The 18499-nt window shown below is 68.7% G+C and carries 14 protein-coding genes; 8 read left to right on the forward strand and 6 right to left on the reverse strand.

Going from position 1 to position 18499, the window contains the following annotated elements:
• From AC07U0_RS07625 to AC07U0_RS07635, 3 genes are read right to left on the reverse strand one after another with little or no spacing between them, the layout of a single operon-like run.
• Positions 1-1035, reverse strand: coding sequence for an alpha/beta fold hydrolase (locus tag AC07U0_RS07625; protein WP_494719429.1), 1035 nt, complete (start codon positions 1033-1035; stop codon positions 1-3).
• Positions 1036-1090: 55 nt separating this feature from the next.
• The gene (locus tag AC07U0_RS07630) at positions 1091-1921 is read right to left on the reverse strand and encodes an LD-carboxypeptidase (protein ID WP_494719430.1); all 831 of its coding nucleotides are present in this window, start codon (positions 1919-1921) and stop codon (positions 1091-1093) included.
• Positions 1918-2490 carry an isochorismatase family protein gene (locus tag AC07U0_RS07635; protein WP_494719431.1) on the reverse strand — a complete coding sequence of 191 codons (573 nt, stop codon included), beginning with the start codon at positions 2488-2490 and terminating at the stop codon, positions 1918-1920. The genes AC07U0_RS07630 and AC07U0_RS07635 overlap by 4 nt, the downstream gene beginning before the upstream one ends.
• Before the next feature lie 71 nt (positions 2491-2561).
• Here AC07U0_RS07635 and AC07U0_RS07640 point away from each other — a divergent pair, with 71 nt between their 5' ends.
• The 8 genes from AC07U0_RS07640 to AC07U0_RS07675 all read left to right on the forward strand — a co-directional run bounded on the left by AC07U0_RS07640 (position 2562) and on the right by AC07U0_RS07675 (position 12492).
• Positions 2562-3971 carry a UDP-N-acetylmuramate--L-alanine ligase gene (locus AC07U0_RS07640; RefSeq protein ID WP_494719432.1) on the forward strand — a complete coding sequence of 470 codons (1410 nt, stop codon included), beginning with the start codon at positions 2562-2564 and terminating at the stop codon, positions 3969-3971.
• 109 nt (positions 3972-4080) lie between these two features.
• On the forward strand, positions 4081-5697 hold the full coding sequence (locus tag AC07U0_RS07645; RefSeq protein ID WP_494719433.1) for an ATP-binding protein: 1617 nt from the start codon (positions 4081-4083) through the stop codon (positions 5695-5697).
• 47 nt (positions 5698-5744) lie between these two features.
• A complete protein-coding gene (locus AC07U0_RS07650) occupies positions 5745-7793 on the forward strand; it encodes a TonB-dependent receptor (protein WP_494719434.1) in 2049 nt (682 codons plus the stop codon).
• A gap of 76 nt (positions 7794-7869) precedes the next feature.
• A complete protein-coding gene (locus AC07U0_RS07655) occupies positions 7870-8559 on the forward strand; it encodes a PepSY-associated TM helix domain-containing protein (RefSeq protein ID WP_494719435.1) in 690 nt (229 codons plus the stop codon).
• A 36-nt stretch (positions 8560-8595) separates the two neighbouring features.
• Entirely contained in the window at positions 8596-9111 is a 516-nt protein-coding gene (locus AC07U0_RS07660; RefSeq protein ID WP_494719436.1) for a DUF2271 domain-containing protein, read from the forward strand.
• 15 nt (positions 9112-9126) lie between these two features.
• Positions 9127-10041 (forward strand): DUF4198 domain-containing protein, encoded by a 915-nt coding sequence (locus AC07U0_RS07665; RefSeq protein WP_494719437.1) that lies wholly within the window; start codon positions 9127-9129, stop codon positions 10039-10041.
• Between the two features lie 98 nt (positions 10042-10139).
• Entirely contained in the window at positions 10140-11132 is a 993-nt protein-coding gene (locus tag AC07U0_RS07670; protein ID WP_494719438.1) for an FAD:protein FMN transferase, read from the forward strand.
• Position 11133: 1 nt separating this feature from the next.
• Positions 11134-12492: a sulfite reductase subunit alpha gene (locus AC07U0_RS07675; protein WP_494719439.1), complete on the forward strand. Its 1359-nt coding sequence runs from the start codon at positions 11134-11136 to the stop codon at positions 12490-12492.
• Between the two features lie 704 nt (positions 12493-13196).
• Here AC07U0_RS07675 and AC07U0_RS07680 read toward each other — a convergent pair.
• The 3 genes from AC07U0_RS07680 to AC07U0_RS07690 form a co-directional block, all read right to left on the reverse strand.
• Positions 13197-13880 carry a Fe2+-dependent dioxygenase gene (locus tag AC07U0_RS07680; RefSeq protein ID WP_494719440.1) on the reverse strand — a complete coding sequence of 228 codons (684 nt, stop codon included), beginning with the start codon at positions 13878-13880 and terminating at the stop codon, positions 13197-13199.
• 79 nt (positions 13881-13959) lie between these two features.
• Entirely contained in the window at positions 13960-16245 is a 2286-nt protein-coding gene (locus AC07U0_RS07685) for a TonB-dependent receptor (RefSeq protein WP_494719441.1), read from the reverse strand.
• 187 nt (positions 16246-16432) lie between these two features.
• Complete coding sequence (locus tag AC07U0_RS07690) at positions 16433-18373, reverse strand: vWA domain-containing protein (protein ID WP_494719442.1); 1941 nt, start codon at positions 18371-18373, stop codon at positions 16433-16435.
• Between the last annotated feature and the right edge of the window lie 126 nt (positions 18374-18499).

Genomic DNA, 18499 nt, shown 5'->3' on the forward strand with positions numbered 1-18499 from the left:
TCAATGGACGGTTCCCGGCCGGCCACGGTGATCCAGAAACTCGATCAGCAGGGCGTCGAAGCGGTCGGCCTCATCGACGAACAGGGCGTGACCGGCGGTCTCGAACACTTCCATGCGCGCATCTGCATGGGTGCGAACCAGATTCTCGCCCTGGGCTCTCAGTCGGGGCCGCACGACGTAGAGGACCGGCTTGTCGGTCGAATGCAGGGCGGCTCGCCAGTAGCTGCGGGGCACGTCATAGGCCAGCAGACGGCGCTCGTCGGCCTGGCTCATGCGCAAGGCCTGATCGGTCAGGCGCGCACGATAGTCCGCCCCCGGATCATGGGCGAACATGGAGGCGACGAAGGCGGCGCGGCGGCGACGGCGTTCGTCTTCGGGAAGGTCCGCGCGATCCGCCGGACTTCCCGCTCCGGGCCGCGCGACCGGCGCCGGCTCCTCGCCCACGGAATTGTCGATCAGGACCAGACCGGCGATCCGCCCGTCCCCCTGCCCCGCGACGTAGGCCAGGCTGTCAAGCACGCCCAGCGACCAGCCCACAAGAACCACAGGACCACCGGCCGCGTGGTCGATCAGCTCGCCGATATCGCGCCCGCGCCGCTCGTAGCTGTAGCCGAAGGCCGTGACCTCGCTCTCGCCCTGACCGCGCGGATCGAGCGCAAGCACGTGGAAGCGGTCCTTCAGGGCGTCGATCTGGTGTTCGAAAATCCACCCCGGCATGGTCCACCCCGGCACGAAGACGACGGTGGGTGGTCCGCCTGAAAGAGAGTCAGATCCGGGACCCGCCTCCAGATAATGAAGGCGAGCCCCGTCGCTGGTGATGAAGCTCCGGCTCTCGACAGCCCCTATCCCCGGGACCGAAGCGGCGCCCCCCGACGCCATCTCCGGACCTGCCGTAAAACCCGAGACGACCAGCCACACCGCGCCGGCGGCGGCCGCACGCGTCCAGGCCGTCAGCAGTGGTGCGCCAAAGGGCTCCATCGCCCGCATCTGGCCCTGACAATTCGCCGGTGTCGATAGCTGTTTCTTAACAGCCATTAACGACGCGAGGGGGCGTGTCCGCCACGCATCATTCTCGCTCGCGACGCGAGCTTTAACCGAAGGGCACAACCTTGTTGTCGCCGTCGTGGCCGATGTCCGCCTTACCGAGGAAGGGAATGCCGGACCGGTGACACCAGTAGCGGACGATCTCCTGCGCCGTCAGGCCGAAGTCGGGATCGTTGGGCGTCACGTCCGAGACCCGGCCCAGCCGGATGCCCGCGACCTTACGGATCGACGGCTGGCTGGTCAGGTGAAACATCATCCGGTCGACGCGATACAGCGCCTCCGACACCTCCTCGATCATCAGGACGTGGTCGGTCAGATCGGGCTCCAGCGGCGTGCCCACCAGCTGGTCGATGATGGTCAGGTTGAAGGCGACAGCCTTCTTCCTGTCGACGGCCAGCGATGGTTCCAGCCCCTTTTCGTCGCCCTTGACCAGCCAGGCCAGGGCGCGTTCGGCGGTGGCGTCATGGCGCACCGAATCCGAGGCCATCGGCCCGTGGGCCAGATGCTTGAACCCGGCCTTGTACATCCCCGCCAGCAGGGTCCCGACGTCGGAATAACCCATGTAACGCTTGGTCCGCGCGACGTCGTTCAGGCGCGGAATGACGTCCTCGACGATGCGGCAGGAGCCATAGCCGCCGCGCGCGAACCAGATGGCGTCGAAGCGCGGGTCGTTGGCGTATTCGACGAAGGCGTCGGCCCGCGCCCGGTCGTCGCCTGCGAAATGGCCGTGCTTCATGAAGCAGGCGGGGTGGAAGGTGACGGCGATGTCGCCCTCGGGATGGTGCTCGGCCATCCAGGCCTCGACCTGCTCGGCACGCTCCTTCGCGAACCGGGAGCTGACGCAGACGACGCCGATCTTGAAGGTATTGGCCATCATGCGGAGAGCGCCTCGACGATCTGCGCCACGGACCGCACCCGGGCGATGCGGGGGAAGACCAGCTTCATCGGAAAATCCTGCATGGCGGCCGAGAAGGTGGTCGAGGCGTCCTCGGCGACGATCACAGAATAGCCGTGCGACCAACCCTCGCGCACGGTCGTCTCGACCCCGAAATTGGTCGCCACCCCGCCGACGATGATCGTGTCGATCCCGCGTCTGCGCAGCAGGGTGTCGAGCTCGGTGCCGTGCAGGGCGCCCCACTGGCGCTTGGTGATCGTGATGTCGGCGAGGGCCAGAAGCCCGGGGACGATCTCCGTATAGTTGGCCGGGACCGGATCGGTGGAGACCGGGTTGTCGATCAGCCCCTGCGGGCCGTTGATCCGGCCGGGGCCGAAGCTGACGTTGACCGCCACCACCACGCCGCCCGCCGCATTGACGGCCCTGGCCAGGGTCAGGCCGTTTTCGACCACCGTCTCGCTGTCATAGGGGGCGAGTGTATTGGCGAGGATTCCGGCCTGAAGGTCGATGAGGACGAGGGCGGTCTTGCCCGGATCGATTTCAAGCGTCACGAAGCCTCCGAAAACTCATTCCGGTCGCGAACCCGCTGGCGGTTTGCGGCCAAGTCCTGTTCTAAGACCTGATGACCCACGACGTCTCCTACTTCTTCTGCGGAATCGGCGGCTCCGGCATGTTGCCTCTGGCCATGATCGTCCAGGCGCAGGGAAACGCCATCGAGGGCTCGGACCGGGCGCTGGATCAGGGCCGCACCCCCGCCAAGTTCGACTGGCTGCGCGCCCACGGCGTAACCCTGCACCCACAGGACGGATCGGGCGTGACCCGGCCTGAACAGATCGTGGTGGCGACCGGCGCGATCGAGGACACGGTGCCGGACATCGGGGCCGCCAAACGCGCGGGCGCGACCATCGTCACCCGGCCGCAGCTTCTCTCGCAACTGTTCAACACCGCCCCAACCTCCGTCGGGGTCGCGGGCACCAGCGGCAAGTCGACCATCACCGGCATGGTCGCCTGGATCCTGCATTCGGCGGGTCGCGCGCCCACGGTCATGAACGGCGCGGTGATGAAGAATTTCGCCGACGCGGACCATCCCTTCGCCAGCGCCCTGATCGGCGGACCCGACCTGTTCGTCGCCGAGGTGGATGAGTCGGACGGCTCCATCGCCCGCTATGATCCGACCGTCGCCGTGGTCTCCAACATCTCGCTGGATCACAAGTCGATGGAGGAGCTGCGCGATCTGTTCGGCGGCTTCACCGGCCGGGCGAAGACGGCCGTGCTCAACCTCGACAACGTCGAGACTGCGGCCCTGGCCCAGACCATGGTCGATGACGGACGCGCCAACGCCGTCGTCACCTTCGCCTTGGGCAACGAAGACGCCGACCTTTCGGCCCATAACCTCAAGCCCCTGCCGACGGGGATGACCTTTGACCTCGCCGAGCGGTCGAGCGGCGCCCGGTTGACGGCCACCCTCAACGTCCCCGGCGCCCACAATGTCGCCAATGCCCTGGCGGCCCTCGGCGCGGTGCGGGCGCTCGGCGTGCCTCTGGATGAGGCGGTGAAGGCGCTGGAAAGCTTCGCCGGCATCCGCCGCCGGATGGAGGTCGTCGGCACGAAGAACGGCGTCACCGTCATCGACGACTTCGCCCACAACCCCGACAAGATCGCCGCCACCCTGAAGACCCTGCACGCCTTCGACGGGCGGCTGCTGATCCTGTTCCAGCCGCACGGCTTCGGGCCGCTGAAGCTGATGAAGCATGAGTTCATCGAGGGTTTCGCCGGCTTGATGCGCGAAGACGATGTGCTGGTCATGCCCGAGCCGGTCTATTACGGCGGCACCACCGACCGCAGCGTCGGATCGGAAGACATCGCCGCCGGAGTCCGGGGACTGGGTCGCAACGCCGAGGCCCTGCACGACCGCGCCGCCTGTGGCGACCGCATTGTCGAACTGGCGAAGGCGGGCGACCGGATCATCGTCATGGGCGCGCGCGACGACACCCTGTCGGAGTTCGCGGCGGAGCTTCTGGCGCGACTTTAGCTCCGGACCCGGAACACCTGTCACGACATGATCTAAAAACCTTCATTTCCGGCAAAGCTGGCGTTAAATTCCTGCGCCTAAACGCCCCTTCGAGCAGGGGGAGTTTTGTATGGCCCGGATCGGGGATTTCATCAGCGCGGTGGCGGCCGTGTCTCCGGACACCCCGGGCGCGCAGATCTTCGATCGGTTCCAGTCGGAGCCCAACACCCTCGTCATCGCTGTCGTCGATGCGGACGACCGTCCCGTCGGCCTGATCGAGCGCAACGCCTTCACACTGAGGATGGCCGCCGAGTTCGGCCGCGCCCTCTATGCCCGTCGCCCGGCCTCCAGCCTGATGAGCGAAAGGCCTCGAATCCTGGACGCCCAGGCCGACGCCGCCATCCTGTTCCAGAGCCTGGACGCCTCGGATCTGGGCGGGCTTCTGAACGGTTTCATCGTCACCTCGGGCGGCCGCTACGTCGGGGTCGGGGCCGGCGTTCATGTGCTGCAGGCCGGCGCCGTCATCCATCGCAAGCGCGCCGAGGAGATGAGCGCCCTCGTCCGCGATCTGGGCCGCGCCGAACAGGAGGCCCGCGCCTCCAGCCGCGCCAAGTCCGAATTCCTGGCAGTCATGAGCCACGAGATTCGCACGCCCCTGAACGGGGTTCTGGGCGTCGCCGCCCTGATGGAGCGGGAGCTGACCCAGGCGAAGATGCGCCCCTATGTCCGCACCATTCTGGACTCGGGTCAGAGCCTGCTGCGCCTGCTGACCGATGCGCTGGACATGTCGCGCGCCGACGCCGGTCTGATGAGCTTCGAAACCGCGCCGGTGGATCTGAACCGCCTCGGCGAGGACCTCCTGGCCCTGTGGAGCCCCCGCGCCGACGAGAAGGGCCTGGCCCTGTCGGTGGTCTGTGACACGGCCGCCGGCGACTGGATCGTCGGCGACGAGATGCGGCTGAAGCAGCTGTTCAACAACCTGATCGGCAACGCCCTGAAGTTCACGCAGAACGGCGAGGTCGAGGTGCGCATCGAGAGCGCCGCGCACGCCGGCGATCTGGTCGTCACCGGCGTGGTCGACGACAGCGGCCCGGGCGTGTCGGAAGCCGCTGCGGCGACCATCTTCGATCCGTTCAACACCGGTCAGGCCGGGCGCGAGGGCGCCGGCGCCGGGCTGGGCCTCGCCATCTGCCGCCAGATCGTCGAGCGACTGGGCGGGAGCATCGCCGTGGATCGCTCGCCACAGGGTGGAGCCCGCTTCCGCTTCACCGTCGCCCTGCCCGAGGCCGGGCCGGAGATGCGCGCCCCTCGCGAGAAGATCGCCGAGCCGACGCCGCACGAGACCCTCCACGTCCTTATCGTCGACGACAACGCCACCAACCGCTTCGTGGCCGGCAAGATGTTGGAGCTGTTCGGCTGCACCACCGCCACGGCCGAGAACGGGCGCGAGGCGGTCGAGCGGGTTCAGGCCGAACGCTTCGATCTGGTCCTGATGGACATCAAGATGCCGGTCATGGACGGGGTCGAGGCGGCGCGGGCGATCCGCGACCTGCCGGGCGCCGAGGCCTGTATTCCGATCCTGGCCCTGACCGCCAACGCCGATCCGAAGGATGAGCGCCTCTATCTGGCCGCCGGGATGAATGGCGTGGCCCAGAAGCCGATCCAGGCCGACGCCCTGCTGAACGCTATCCGCCTCGCCCTTTCAGACGGGGTGGACGAGGCTGAAATACAGGTTGAAGCCGCCTGAGCCATAGGCGGCGCAACCGGAGCGGAAGTCGGGTATTGTAACGCTCGATGTTCCAGATCTCTCCCCCGCCGCCTGAACCCGTCGAACTTCCCGAGGTGGTGGTCACCGCCGCCCGACTGCCGCCCGCCGCGGGCGAGGCCGCCTTCTCGGTGATCCGGCTGGATCAGGAAACTCTGGACCGCTCGACACGTCTGGACGAAGCCCTGGCGACGGTCCCCGCCGTCTCCCTGTTCCGCCGCACTTCCAGCCTCGGCGCCAATCCGACGACCCAGGGCATCAGCCTGCGCGCCATCGCCCCGTCGGGCGCGGGGCGGACGCTGGTGACGCTGGACGGCGTACCCCTGAACGATCCCTTCGGCGGCTGGGTGATCTGGTCGCAGGTGGCGCCGGAGAGCCTCGAGAGCCTCGACATTGTGCGCGGCGCAGGGGCTGGCCCTTATGGCGCGGGGGCCCTGACCGGGGTCATCGCCCTGAGGGAGCGCGACGGCGAAGGCGGAATGCTGGACGCCTCGGTCGGCGAGGACGGCGGCCGTAGGCTGGCGACGGCGACCACACTTAAGAACGGCCGCGTCGCCATCACCGGCTCGGTCCTGCTGGATCACTCTGACGGCTATGTCCCCGTGCGCGGCGCGGCGGCGGGCGCGGCCGACACGCCTCTGGATCTCGACACGAAGAGCGCCGCCCTGCGCGCCGACGTCGGCCTCGATGACCTGACCGCCCTTTCCTTACGCGCCTCCGCCTATGATGAAGATCGCGGATCGGGGCTGCTGAACACCCGCTCCTCGGCCAGCGGTCAGGGCTATTCGGCGACCCTGAGCCGCACGCCGTCGAAGGGCGCGCTCGGATGGCGGGCGCAGGTCTGGCGGCGTGAGAGCGACTTTTCCAACTCCTCCGCCTCCGTCGCGGCGGACCGCTCGACCACCACTCCGGCCAATGACCAGTATGCGACGCCGGCCACGGGCTGGGGCGCCAACCTCGCCCTGCGCCAGAGCGCCCTCGACCTGTTCGGCGGGCGGCTGGAGTGGGAGCTGGGCGCCGACGCCCGCTATGCCGAGGGCGAGACCCAGGAGCGGTTCAGCTGGTCCGCCCCTCTCAACCGTTTCACCCGCGACCGCTATGCGGGGGGCGAGACCTCGGTCGTCGGCGGCTATGCCGAGGGCTCGTGGTCCGGCGGCCCCTGGCTGGTCGCCGGTGGCCTTCGCCTTGATCAGTGGAAGAACGCCGACGGCCACCGGCTGGAGCTCGACCGGGCCACCGGCGCCGCCCTGCTGGACGAGACCTATGCCGATCGGTCCGGAGAGGTGACCTCGGCGCGTCTGGCTGTCCGGCGCGATCTCGGTTCCGGCTGGACCGCCCGCGCCGCCGCCTATTCCGGCTTCCGGCCCGCGACGATCAATGAGTTGCACCGCCCGTTCCGCGTCGGCAACGACATCACCGAATCCAATCCCGATCTGGAGCCCGAACGGCTGCAAGGGATCGAGACCGGCCTGTCGTGGGATCGCGAGACGACCCGCTTCGGCGCGACCCTGTTCTGGAACCGGATCGAGGACGCCATCGTCAACGTCACGATCGGGACCGGGCCCGGCGTCATCGCCGCCCTGCCGCGCGGCGGCTTCGTGCCCGCGGGCGGCGTCCTGCGCCAGCGCCAGAACGCCGGGACCATCGAGGCGACGGGTGTCGAGCTCAACGCCGAACGGCGCCTCGACCGGATCACCCTGACCGCCGCCGTCTCCTGGACCGACGCCGAGCTCGATGGCGAGACCTCAGCCCCCCAGTTGACCGGCCTGCGTCCCGCCCAGGCGCCGGAGTGGAGCGCGACCGTCGGGATCGACTGGCGCGCCACGGATCGCCTGACCCTGTCCAGCCGCGCCCGCTATGAAAGCGCCCGCTTCGACGACGATCTCAACAGCCGAACGCTGGACGCCGCCCTGACCCTCGACGCCCGCGCCGACTACGCCCTGCGCGACGGCGTGACCCTCTATGCCGTCGCCGACAATCTGTTCGATAAGGATATCGAGGTGTCGCAGACCGCCGACGGCGTTGCCGGCTACGGCCCGCCCCGGACCCTGCGCGCCGGGATCAGTCTGAACTGGTAAGGAAAAGCGCCGCAGGAGATCGGTTTCGCATCCGCATCTATTGCAAATCGTTCGCAAGATATGGCACAGCCACGGCGTGACCGAAGCCGCCGCAAACCCGCGTTCCAAAACGCCTGAGAAGACCGCCGAGACCGCCCGCGCCAAGCCGCCGGCGATCAACAAGGCGCGCGCCTTCTGGCTGAAGCAGTTGCACACCTGGCACTGGATCTCGGCGGGCCTGGCCCTGGCCGGGATGATCCTGTTCGCCGTGACCGGCATCACCCTGAACCACGCGGCCCAGATCAAGGCGACCCCGGTCGTCTCCGATCAGACCGGGACCCTGCCCGCCCCGTTGCTGACCCGTCTGACCGAGATGCCGGAGGAGACCGCCGCCCCCGTCCCGCCCGCCGTAGCGCGCTGGGCGGCCCAGACCTTCAAGGCCAATATCGGCGGCAAGCCGACCGAGACCACCGCCGACGAGGTCTATGTGGCACTGGCCATGCCCGGCGGCGACGGATGGCTGACCATCGACCGTGCAACGGGTGAGGCCCAGTACGAAGTCACCTCTCAGGGCTGGGTCGCCTACATCAACGATCTGCACAAGGGCCGGAACACCGGATCGGTCTGGTACTGGTTCATCGACGTCTTCGCCGCCGCCTGCATCGTCTTCGCGCTGACCGGCCTGACCCTTCTGTGGCTGCATTCGCGCAGCCGTCCCATGACCTGGCCCCTCGTGGGTCTGGGTCTGCTGATCCCCGTCATCATCGCCCTGATCTTCGTCCACTGATCCTCCCCGATCCCTTCTAATTGACCGAGTAAAACGATGCGCCTCCTGCCCGCCGCCGCCCTCGCCGTCACCGCGGCCTCCGCCGTCGCCGCTCCGGCCATGGCCGCCGACCTGACCGTGACCATCGAGATCCCCCGCCTGCCGGTCGCCGCCTATCACCGCCCCTATGTCGCCGTGTGGATCGAGAACCCGGCCGACCAGAGCACCGTGCGCACCCTCGCCGTCTGGTACGAGCAGGTGAAGCCGGACAACGAGGGCCAGAACTGGCTGAAGGACCTACGCACCTGGTGGCGCAAGGGCGGCCGCGCCATGCGCATGCCGGCTGACGGCGTCTCCGGCGCCACCCGCGCGCCCGGCCGGCAGACCATCACCATCCCGGCCGCCCGCCTCGCCGGCGTCGCCGCCGGCCAGTACAACGTCGTCGTCGAGGCGGCCCGCGAACAGGGCGGCCGCGAGGTCGTGCGCGTGCCCTTCCGCTGGGGCGGAGCGAACACCGGCCGCGTCGCCGGGACCACCGAACTGGGCGCCGTCTCCGTCGCCGTCAGCCGCTAAGAGGAAGTCACAGACATGAACCGCTTTAAAGCCGGCGCCGCCGTCGTCGCCCTGCTTGCCGCCCTCGCCGCGCCCTTGTCGGCCCAGGCCCACCGCGCCTGGATCCTGCCCTCGACCACGACCCTGTCGGGCACGGACGGCTGGGTGGGCTTCGACGCCGGCATCTCCAACGGCGTGTTCGACGCCGACCACGCCGCCATGCGCCTCGACAATCTGCGCGCCACGGCGCCGGACGGCTCCAATGTCCCGCTCGAGCACCCGATGCAGGGCCAGTGGCGCTCGACCTTCGACGTTCACCTGACCCAGCCCGGCACCTATCGCGTCGGCAGCGTGTCCCAGACGGCCAACGCCACCTGGACCCTCAACGGCACGCCCGGCCGCTGGCGTGGTCCGGCGACCGAACTGACCGCCAACATCCCCGCGGGCGCGACCGACGTGGTCTCGGCGATCAACTCCAACCGTCTGGAGACCTTCGTCACCCTGGGCGAGCCGACCACCACCGTGTTCCAGCCGACCGGCCAGGGCATCGAGATGGTCCCCACCACCCACCCGTCGGAGCTTGCCGTGGGCGAGGCCGCGACCTTCCAGCTGCTCAAGGACGGCGCCCCGCTGGCCAATGCCGACGTGACCATCGTGCGCGGCGGCCTGAAGTATCGCGACGCCCCGGAAGACATCGCCGTCAAGACCGGCGCCGACGGCAAATTCTCGGTCACCTGGCCCGAGGCCGGGATGTACTGGATCAACACAGTCAACCGTCCGGGCGGCGCCCCCCAGCGTGAAGGCGGCGAAGGTCCCCGTCCGGAAGGCCCCCGCGCTGAAGGTCCCCGTCCTGAAGGCGCCCCGGCCGGTGGTCCCGGCGGCGGTCGGGGTATGGCCGGCCCGCCGACGCCCTCGGCCGCCTACACGGCCGTCGTGGAAGTCCTGCCCTGACCTTCAAGGGGTCCAAGGGAGCGCCGCCGCCGATCCTGATCGGCGACGGTTCGCCGTCTGAAGAGGACGGTCAGGACAACCGCGTCCTGATCCCGCCGATGGCCGCCCCGCCGTCCCGCCCGCCGGGCGATACCGTCTGGAGCCTCGGCGGCGAGACCATGGGCACCGGCTGGTCAGCCCGGGTCGTCGCGCCTCCCGGCGTGGACAAGGAGGCGCTGGACGCCGCCATCCGTCAGGAGCTGGACGCCGTCATCGCTGTCTTCAGCCCGTGGGAGCCCTCCAGCGAGATCAGCCGGTTCAACGGCGCCCCCGCCGGGACCTGGGCCCTGTCCCAGCCTTTCTGGACCCTGCTCGACGCGGCGATGGACATTGCCGACGACACCAATGGCGCGGTCGACCCGACGCTCGGCGCCCTCGTGGATCTATGGGGTTTCGGCCCGCCCGGACCGCGCCCGGCCGACGCCCCCCTGCCCTCTGACGAAGAGATCGATGCGGCCCAGGGCCTGTCCGGCTGGCAGAAGCTGCGCCTGAATCGCGACGCCCGCGCCGCCGTTCAGGCGGGGGGCATGAAGCTCGACTTCTCCGGTATCGCCAAGGGCCACGCCGTCGACCGCGTCTCCGGGCGCCTGACCGCCATGGGCGCGACCTCCCACCTGATCGAGATCGGCGGCGAGTTGCGCGGCGCCGGGGTCAAGCCGGACGGCCAGCCCTGGTGGGTCGAGATCGAACAGCCGCCGGGCAGTCCCGCGCCCCGCACCCTGATCGCTCTCGTCGATATCGCCCTGGCGACCTCCGGCGATTACCGCAAGGCCTTCACCCACGACGATCGCCGCTATTCCCACACCGTCGACGGCCGCACCGGCCGCCCGATCGACAACGGTCTGGCCTCGGTCACCGTGGTCCATCCTTCGGCGATGAAGGCCGACGCCTTCGCCACGGCCCTGACCGTCATGGGCCCCTATGACGGTCCCGAGTTCGCCGAGGCCTATGGTCTGGCCGCCCATTTCGTCGAACGCACCCCGCGTGGGCCGATCGAGCGGATGACCCCGCTCTACGCCGCCATGCTCGAAGACGAGCCGAAGGAAGCCTGACGTGTCGACCGATCCCGTCCACTGGATCGCGGCGTCCGTCGCGGTCGTGCTCTGGCTGATCGTCTGTGTGGCGGTCGCCGTCGCCAGCGCCCGTGCGCGCCGCGCCGACCGCGCCCGCACCGAGGCCTTCGGCGGCGGCGGTTCCGACGCCACCCTGATCGCCTACGCCAGCCAGACCGGTTTCGCCGAGGAGCTGGCCCTGATGACCGCCCGCGCCCTGACGGAGGCCGGGCAAGGCGCTCGCGTCGTCTCTTTCGCCGACCTTGAACTCGACATGCTGACGGCGGCGAAGCGCGCCCTGTTCGTCATCGCCACCACCGGCGAGGGCGACGCCCCCGACAGCGCCGGCCGGGTGCTCCGTCGTGTTCTGGACCGCGACGCCGCCCTGCCCGACCTGACCTATGGGATGCTGGCGCTCGGGGACCGGAGCTACAAGGACTACTGCGGCTTCGCCCATGTCGTGGACGGCTGGCTGATGCGCTCGGGCGCCACGCCCCTGTTCGATCTGGTCGAGGTCGACGACGCCGATCCCGAGGCCATCCGCCACTGGCAGCATCAGCTGAACGCCGTCACCGGCTCCAACGCCGAGCCCGACTGGACCCCGCCGTCCTATGACCGCTGGAAACTGGTCGAGCGCCGCCTGCTCAACCCGGGCAGCCCCGGCGGCGAGGCCTTCCACCTGGCCTTCGAACCGATCGAACACACGCCCGACTGGTCGGCTGGCGACATCGTCGAGATCGGCGTCCCTGCGCCGGAAGGCGACCGCCCCGCGGCGCGCGAATACTCCATCGCCTCCCTGCCCGCCGACGGCCGGCTCGAGCTGCTCGTACGGCTGATGCGCCATCCCGACGGCACGCCGGGTCTGGCCTCGGGCTGGTTGACGGGTCAGGCGGGGATTGGCGACGAGGTCGCCCTGCGCGTTCGCGTGAACCGCAGCTTCCACGGCCCGGCCGCCTCGACCCCGATGATCCTGATCGGCAACGGCACAGGTCTGGCGGGCCTGCGCGGCCATCTGAAGGCGCGTTCGGCGGGTGAGACTTGGCTGATGTTCGGCGAGCGCACCGCCGCCCACGACGCCTTCCATGACGCCGAACTGAAGGCCTGGCTGGCCTCGGGCGTCCTGACCCGTCTGGACCGCACCTTCTCGCGCGACGAAGGCGACGGCCGCTATGTCCAGGCCGTCATCACCGAACAGGCCGACGAACTGCGCCGCTGGATCGACCGGGGCGCAGCCATCTATGTCTGCGGCTCTCTGGAAGGCATGGCCTCCGGCGTCCATACCGCGCTGGAAGAGGCCTTGGGCGCGGATCGGGTGATCGCCCTGTCCGAGGCCGGGCGGTACCGGCGGGACGTCTACTAGCGATCCTCCCCCATCGGGGGAGGTGGCTCCGAGCGCTTGCGAGGGGACGGAGGGGGCTCAAGCCAGTTGCGGTGTCCGCTGCTGGCCCCCTCCACCGCGTCGCGGTCCCCCTCCCCCGATGGGGGAGGACTATGGGCGTCCGATCCGCCCAGCCATCACAATCGGGGCACCCAATCCCAAGCCCCGCCTGGCTTTCCGCCTTTCTCGACCCAATCGATCCAGCACACCCCAAACCCGCCGTATAATCTCCCCTGTCCCGTCGCGAGGGGAAGGCGTCCCGGGCCCGGGAGCCGGACGTGCGACGGGGTCGATCGCGGGGTTGCCGGGGCATGGAGAGCCCCGGGTCCGGAGGGCGTTCCTGGCGCCCTTCGCCTGTCGTGGGCTGAGCCATGCGGAACGGGGACGAACCGGGTAAACCTGAGGCGGCGGGCAAATGGGACCCCGCCGCTCCCGGCTGAAGAGCTTCCCTCCACCGCGGCGCTTGCGAGAACCGGTCGAGCGGAGCACGGGCGACCACGCCGAAACTCCCCCTTGGAGGCGGCGATCCGCGAGGGGCGTCGTCAACGGTACCCGGGCGAGATCGCCCGCGCTCCGCCGCTTCCCCACTTCAGCGCTATGGCGCGTGAGGGCGATGACGCACGTCTCCTCCCCACGCAGTGGGTAGGGGGACCGCGAAGCGGTGGAGGGGCCGATCCGCGTGAGGCCTAAACCTCCGCCCAGCGCCTCAGCAGGTTGTGATAGACGCCGGTCAGTTCGAGGACCGCCTGATCCTGCGGTCCCTTTTCGATGTTGACGCGCTGGGTGGCGACATCGAGCTGGAACAGGGTCTCGCGCGCGGCGTCGTCGCGAACCAGCGACTGCAGCCACATGAAGCTCGACACCCGGGCGCCGCGCGTCACCGGGGTCACCCGGTGCAGGCTCTTGGACGGATAGAGGACCAGATCCCCGGCCGGCAGCTTGACCGACTGGGAGCCGTAGTTCTCCTCGATCATCAGCTCGCCGCCGTCATAGTCCTCGGGCTCGGACAGGAAGAGCGTCGCCGACAGGTCGCTGCGGATGCGGACCCCGGCCCGGCCCTGCTGGCGGATGGCGTTGTCGACGTGGACGCCGAAGGCCTGACCGCCCTCATAGCGGTTGAACAGGGGCGGATAGAGGGTGTGCGGCAGGGCGGCCGAAACGAACATCGGATTGGCTTCGAGCGCCTGACGGACGATCAGCCCGATCTCGATGGCGACCTCCGACGTCTCGGGCAGCTGCATGTTGCGCTTGGCCAGGGCCGACTGGTGACCCGAGGTGGCGTTGCCGTCGGTCCACGGGCCCGCGTCCAGCCGCTGGCGCAGCACGGCGACCTCGTCCTTGGTGAAGACCTCGGGGATGTGGAGCAGCATGAGGAATGTCTCTTAAAGGCCGAAGAGCCCCGCTGCATAGCTGCAACGGGGCCCCTCAAGCTTTGATCTGGATCGTCCGTTAGAAGCGGACGTTCAGGGCGAGGGTGGCCGAACGACCCGGCGCCGGGTCGGCGTGGTGCACGCCGTTGGTGCGCAGGATGTACTCTTCGTCCGTCGCGTTCTGCACGTTCAGCTGCAGGGTGGCGCGGTCGGTCAGGTCGTAGGAGGCGAAGGCGTCAACGCGGGTGTGAGCCGGAGCGTAGATCGCATTCGCGCCGCCGCCGGCGCCGCCCTGATTGCCGCCGTTCGAGTCGGAGACGTAGTAGACGCCGCCGCCGATCGTGAACTTCGGCAGCAGCCGATAGGTGGTGAACAGGCTGACATTGTGCTCGGGCGTGTTGGCCAGAGCCTGGCCTTCCAGCGGGCTCGGCACGCAGACGGGCGGCACGGCGGTATTGACCGTGCAGGCGCCCTTCACCAGTTCCGAGTGCTGGTAGGTATAGCCGCCGAACATCTGCCACAGCGGGGTGATGTTGCCCGAGATGCCGAGTTCCAGACCATCGACCTGGATCTCACCGACCTGGGCCAGGTCGGTCGAGGCCGGGCCGACCACGACGTTGGCATTCTTGCGGCTCAGGTGGAAGGCCGCGGCGCTGAGCTGAAGCTGGTCGCGGAACAGGCTGGCCTTGGCGCCCAGCTCATAGCTGGTGGTGTCTTCCGGATCGAGAATGGCCTGCGCCGTGGTGGCGCTGGAGTTGCCGTCGCCTCCGCTGAGGGTCGGCGGGGTCGAGGAAGTCGAGTAGGACGCATAGACGCTGGTGTGGCGCGTCGGCTTGTAGACTACGCCGATCTGGTAGTTGACGAAGTCCCACGACGCTTCCGGCACGGCCAGACCGGTCGAGGCGACACCGTCGACTGAATAGTCGTCCCAGCGCAGGCCGAGGTTCACCAGCCATTTGTCGCCCAGCTCGATCGAGTCGAAGCCGTAGACGGCCTTGGTGTCGGTGGTGTTCGAGGTGATGGCGCCCAGCACCTTGGTGCCGGTCCAGGGATCAGAAGGGTTCGGGTTGTAGAGCGGGGCGCAGTCCACGCCGGTCAAAGGCGCCGGACAGGCCGTGCCCGTCAGGGACGTGACCGTCCACGACGCATTGTCGTTGACCTCATGAGTGAACTCGGCGCCGACGCTGAAGCTGTGCTTGAGGCCGCCCGTGTTGAACGTGCCGAACAGTTCCGTGACGTTGGCGGTCGTGTCGACCGGGTTCCAGCGCGACTTCAGACCGCGCTTCATCCACCAGGTGCTCCCGACGAGAACGGCGTTGCCGCCGTCGCCGGGGTTGGTCACGACATAGTCGTTCAGGGTCTCCGCGTAGCGGGTGCTGTTGCGAATGGTCAGGTTCGGCGTCAGCTGGTGCGACAGGACCAGGGTGGCGCTTTTGACGGTATTGGTCAGGTAGTCGCGGGCGGTCAGGCCGTAGAAGGTGTCGTAGGGGACATCCAGAATGCCTGCAGCATTCGGACGCGGAGCCGTGGCGCCGCCCTTCTTGGTGTAGAGCGGGATGCCGTAGTCGGGCATCTGGTCGCTGTCGAGATAGTTGAAGCTCAGGGTCGCGGTGGTGGCGGTGTCGATGCCGACGCCGAAGGAGGCCGCGACGCCCAGCTTGTCGTAGTCGACCGCGTTACGGTTCGCGATGTCGCCCGAGGCCGACAGGATGTTGATCCGGAAGGCGGCGTTGTCGCTGATACGCCAGTTCTGGTCGATCGTGCCGCGCCAGTAGCCGTCGGTGCCGCCGCCGAGCGAGACGTTGGTGAAGTCCACCAGCTTGGGCGACTTGGACGACAGGTTGATCGAACCGCCGCCCGAGCCGCGCCCGGAATAGGCCGAGTCCGGACCCTTGATGACCTCGACCTGCTCGAGGTTGAAGACCTCGCGCTGCTGGCCGCCCGAGTCGCGGATGCCGTCGACGAAGATGTTGTTGCCCGAGGACTGGCCGCGGATGAACGGACGGTCGGCCAGGGGCTGGCCGCCTTCGCCGGCGCCGAAGCTGATGCCGGGCGAGGTGCGCAGCAGGTCCTGCAGCGAGGTCGCGCCGATCTGTTCGATGACCTGCTGGGGGATGACCGTGACGCTGCGCGGCGTGTCGACGAGCGGAGCGACGTATTTCGAGGATTCCGGCTCGGCGCGGCGGCGCTGGCCGTGGACGTCAATGTCGCCGACCGCGGTCGACTGCTGGTCGGCGGTGCCGGTGACCGGCGCGGTCGACATCGGACCTTCTTCGGCGGCGAAGGCGGGCGCGGCGCAGAGCATGCCGGCGGCGCTGGAGGCGAACAGAAGGGCGCGAAGCGTCGAGGCGCGGTTGTCGGTCATCGGGGGAGGAGATCCGGCTTGATTGAACATGATTTTGCGATGCGGTCGCATTGCGATGGGCTCGCAATATCAAGTTCCGGCCAAGGTTCAACCTCAATTGCGAATAAATCGCATTTATGCGGGAACAATTGTGTCGGAGGCGAAACAGACCGCCTCCGACACTCTCGTAAAAGGGGAAGAAACGCTCCTAGGGTTGGCCTCTGGCCGACAGACTGTCCGCTGCGCGGATCATCTGCACGAACTCTGCCCGATCGCCGTACGGGTCGTCGCCCCGTGCGCCCTGGGCCTGGTCGAGGATCGAGGCCCAATCGTAGTTGGCCGCCATCCACGGGTCGCCGCGCAGACGCTGGCCGAAGGCGGCGACTGCCAGGGCCCAGCGGGTGCTTTCCGGTGGCTGGGCCGAAACCCGGCCCCCTGCGGCATAGGACACGACATGCTGGATCAGACGCGACGTCGGCTGACCCGGCAGCTTGTAGCGGACCTGGACGAAGCCGACCTCACCGTCCGGATCGCCGGCGCCCCACTGAAGCGCAGGTGTCGGGCGATTGCCCTCATAGCGGCGCTCGGGGATCTGCGACGGACCGCCGACGGGGGTGATCTCATACAGGGCCGTGACCGAGGCGCCGGATCCGACCTCGCCCGCGTCGATGCGATCGTTGTTGAAGTCCTCCTCGTTCAGGAGCCGGGTCTCATAGCCGATCAGCCGGTATTCGGAGACCCGGCCCGGATTGAACTCGACCTGGATCTTCACATCATCGGCGATGGGGAAGGCGCCCTTGTCGAACTGCGGCCCGAAGAGGCGACGCGCCTCGTTCAGATCATCGACATAGGCGGCGGTCCCGTTGCCGGCCTGGGCGATGGTCTGCATCCGGGCATCCTGATAGTTGCCGCGCCCGAAGCCATAGACCGACAGATAGATCCCCGTCGCCCGCTTGTCGGCGACATAGTCCTCCAGCCGCTTGTTGTCGGTGACCCCGACGTTGAAGTCGCCGTCGGTGAACATCAGGATGCGGTTGACCTTGTCCGCTCCGAAGGCGGCCTGGGCCTGGTCATAGGCGTTGGTCAGCCCTTGCGCCCCGGCGGTGCCGCCGCCGCTGGACAGGGACGCGACGGCGCAGCGCAGCTTCAGCTTCTCGGCGCCCGAGGTCGGCCCGACTGCCGTGCCGACCGCGGAGGCATAATAGGTGACCGCCACCCGGTCCTCAGGCCGGAGCCGGTCGATGATCAGGTTCATCGCCTGCTGCGCCAGCGCCAGCTTGTCGGGCGAGTTCATCGAGCCGGAGACGTCGACCATGAAGGTCAGGTTGAGCGGCTTCCGCTCGCCGGCCGGCAGCTCATAGCCCTGCAGGCCAATATGAACGATCTGGCGTCCCGGCGACCAGGGCGAGGCGGCGACCGCCGTTGTCACGGCGAAGGGTTCGGCGCGATTGGTCGGTCGGGCGTAGCCGTAGTCGAAATAGTTGATCATCTCCTCGACCCGAACGGCGTCGCGCGGCGGCGGTGCGCCGTTCGCTATGAAGCGGCGGACGTTGGAATAGGCGGCCGTGTCCACATCGATGGAGAAGGTCGAGACCGGCTCATCGGCGACCCGATGCACCGGATTGGGCGTGGCGTCCGGATAGCGTTCGGTGCTCACGGCCGAAGGCGGCGGCGGGACATAAGGCTGCGGGGGCGCGCCGGGCGCATAGGCATAGCCCGATCCGGACGGGATCCGGCTGCCCGTTACGGCGACGCCGTCCACGGAATTGACCCGCCCGGCCGCGTCGGTGGTGATCACCCCCGGGCGCGACGGAGCCGGCGGCGGCGGAGGGGGCGGCGCGGGCGGAGGCGGCGGTCCGGGCACGATCACCGGCGCCCCCTGATATTCGACCCGATCCTCCTTCTTCGTCGGCTCGATCGGCAGGGTGATCGGGGGCGGCGCCGCATGAGCGATAACCGGGCGCGACGGAGGCGGATACTGCGGGCCCCGGATGAGGTTGAAGCCCAGCGGCGCGCAGGCGGCGGGCGTCGCCTCTCCATCGACAACGGGGACAGGCGCGGGCGCGGACACCGCCCCTCCCCCCACCGGCGCGGCGAGCGACAGGCCGACGACGGCGGCCACCCCCTGTTTGAGCACAGTCGAGAGCATGGCGTCCTCCTCCGGTTATATCGTTGGTTGCATGAGGCCGACTGACGTTCGGTGAAATTGTGGCCGGGGCGCGGACCAAAAAAGGCGCGCATCGACTGTGTCGCAATGGCAATCCTTCGCCTGAAC

It is taken from the genome of Brevundimonas sp. GW821-FHT02A10, from assembly GCF_059422025.1.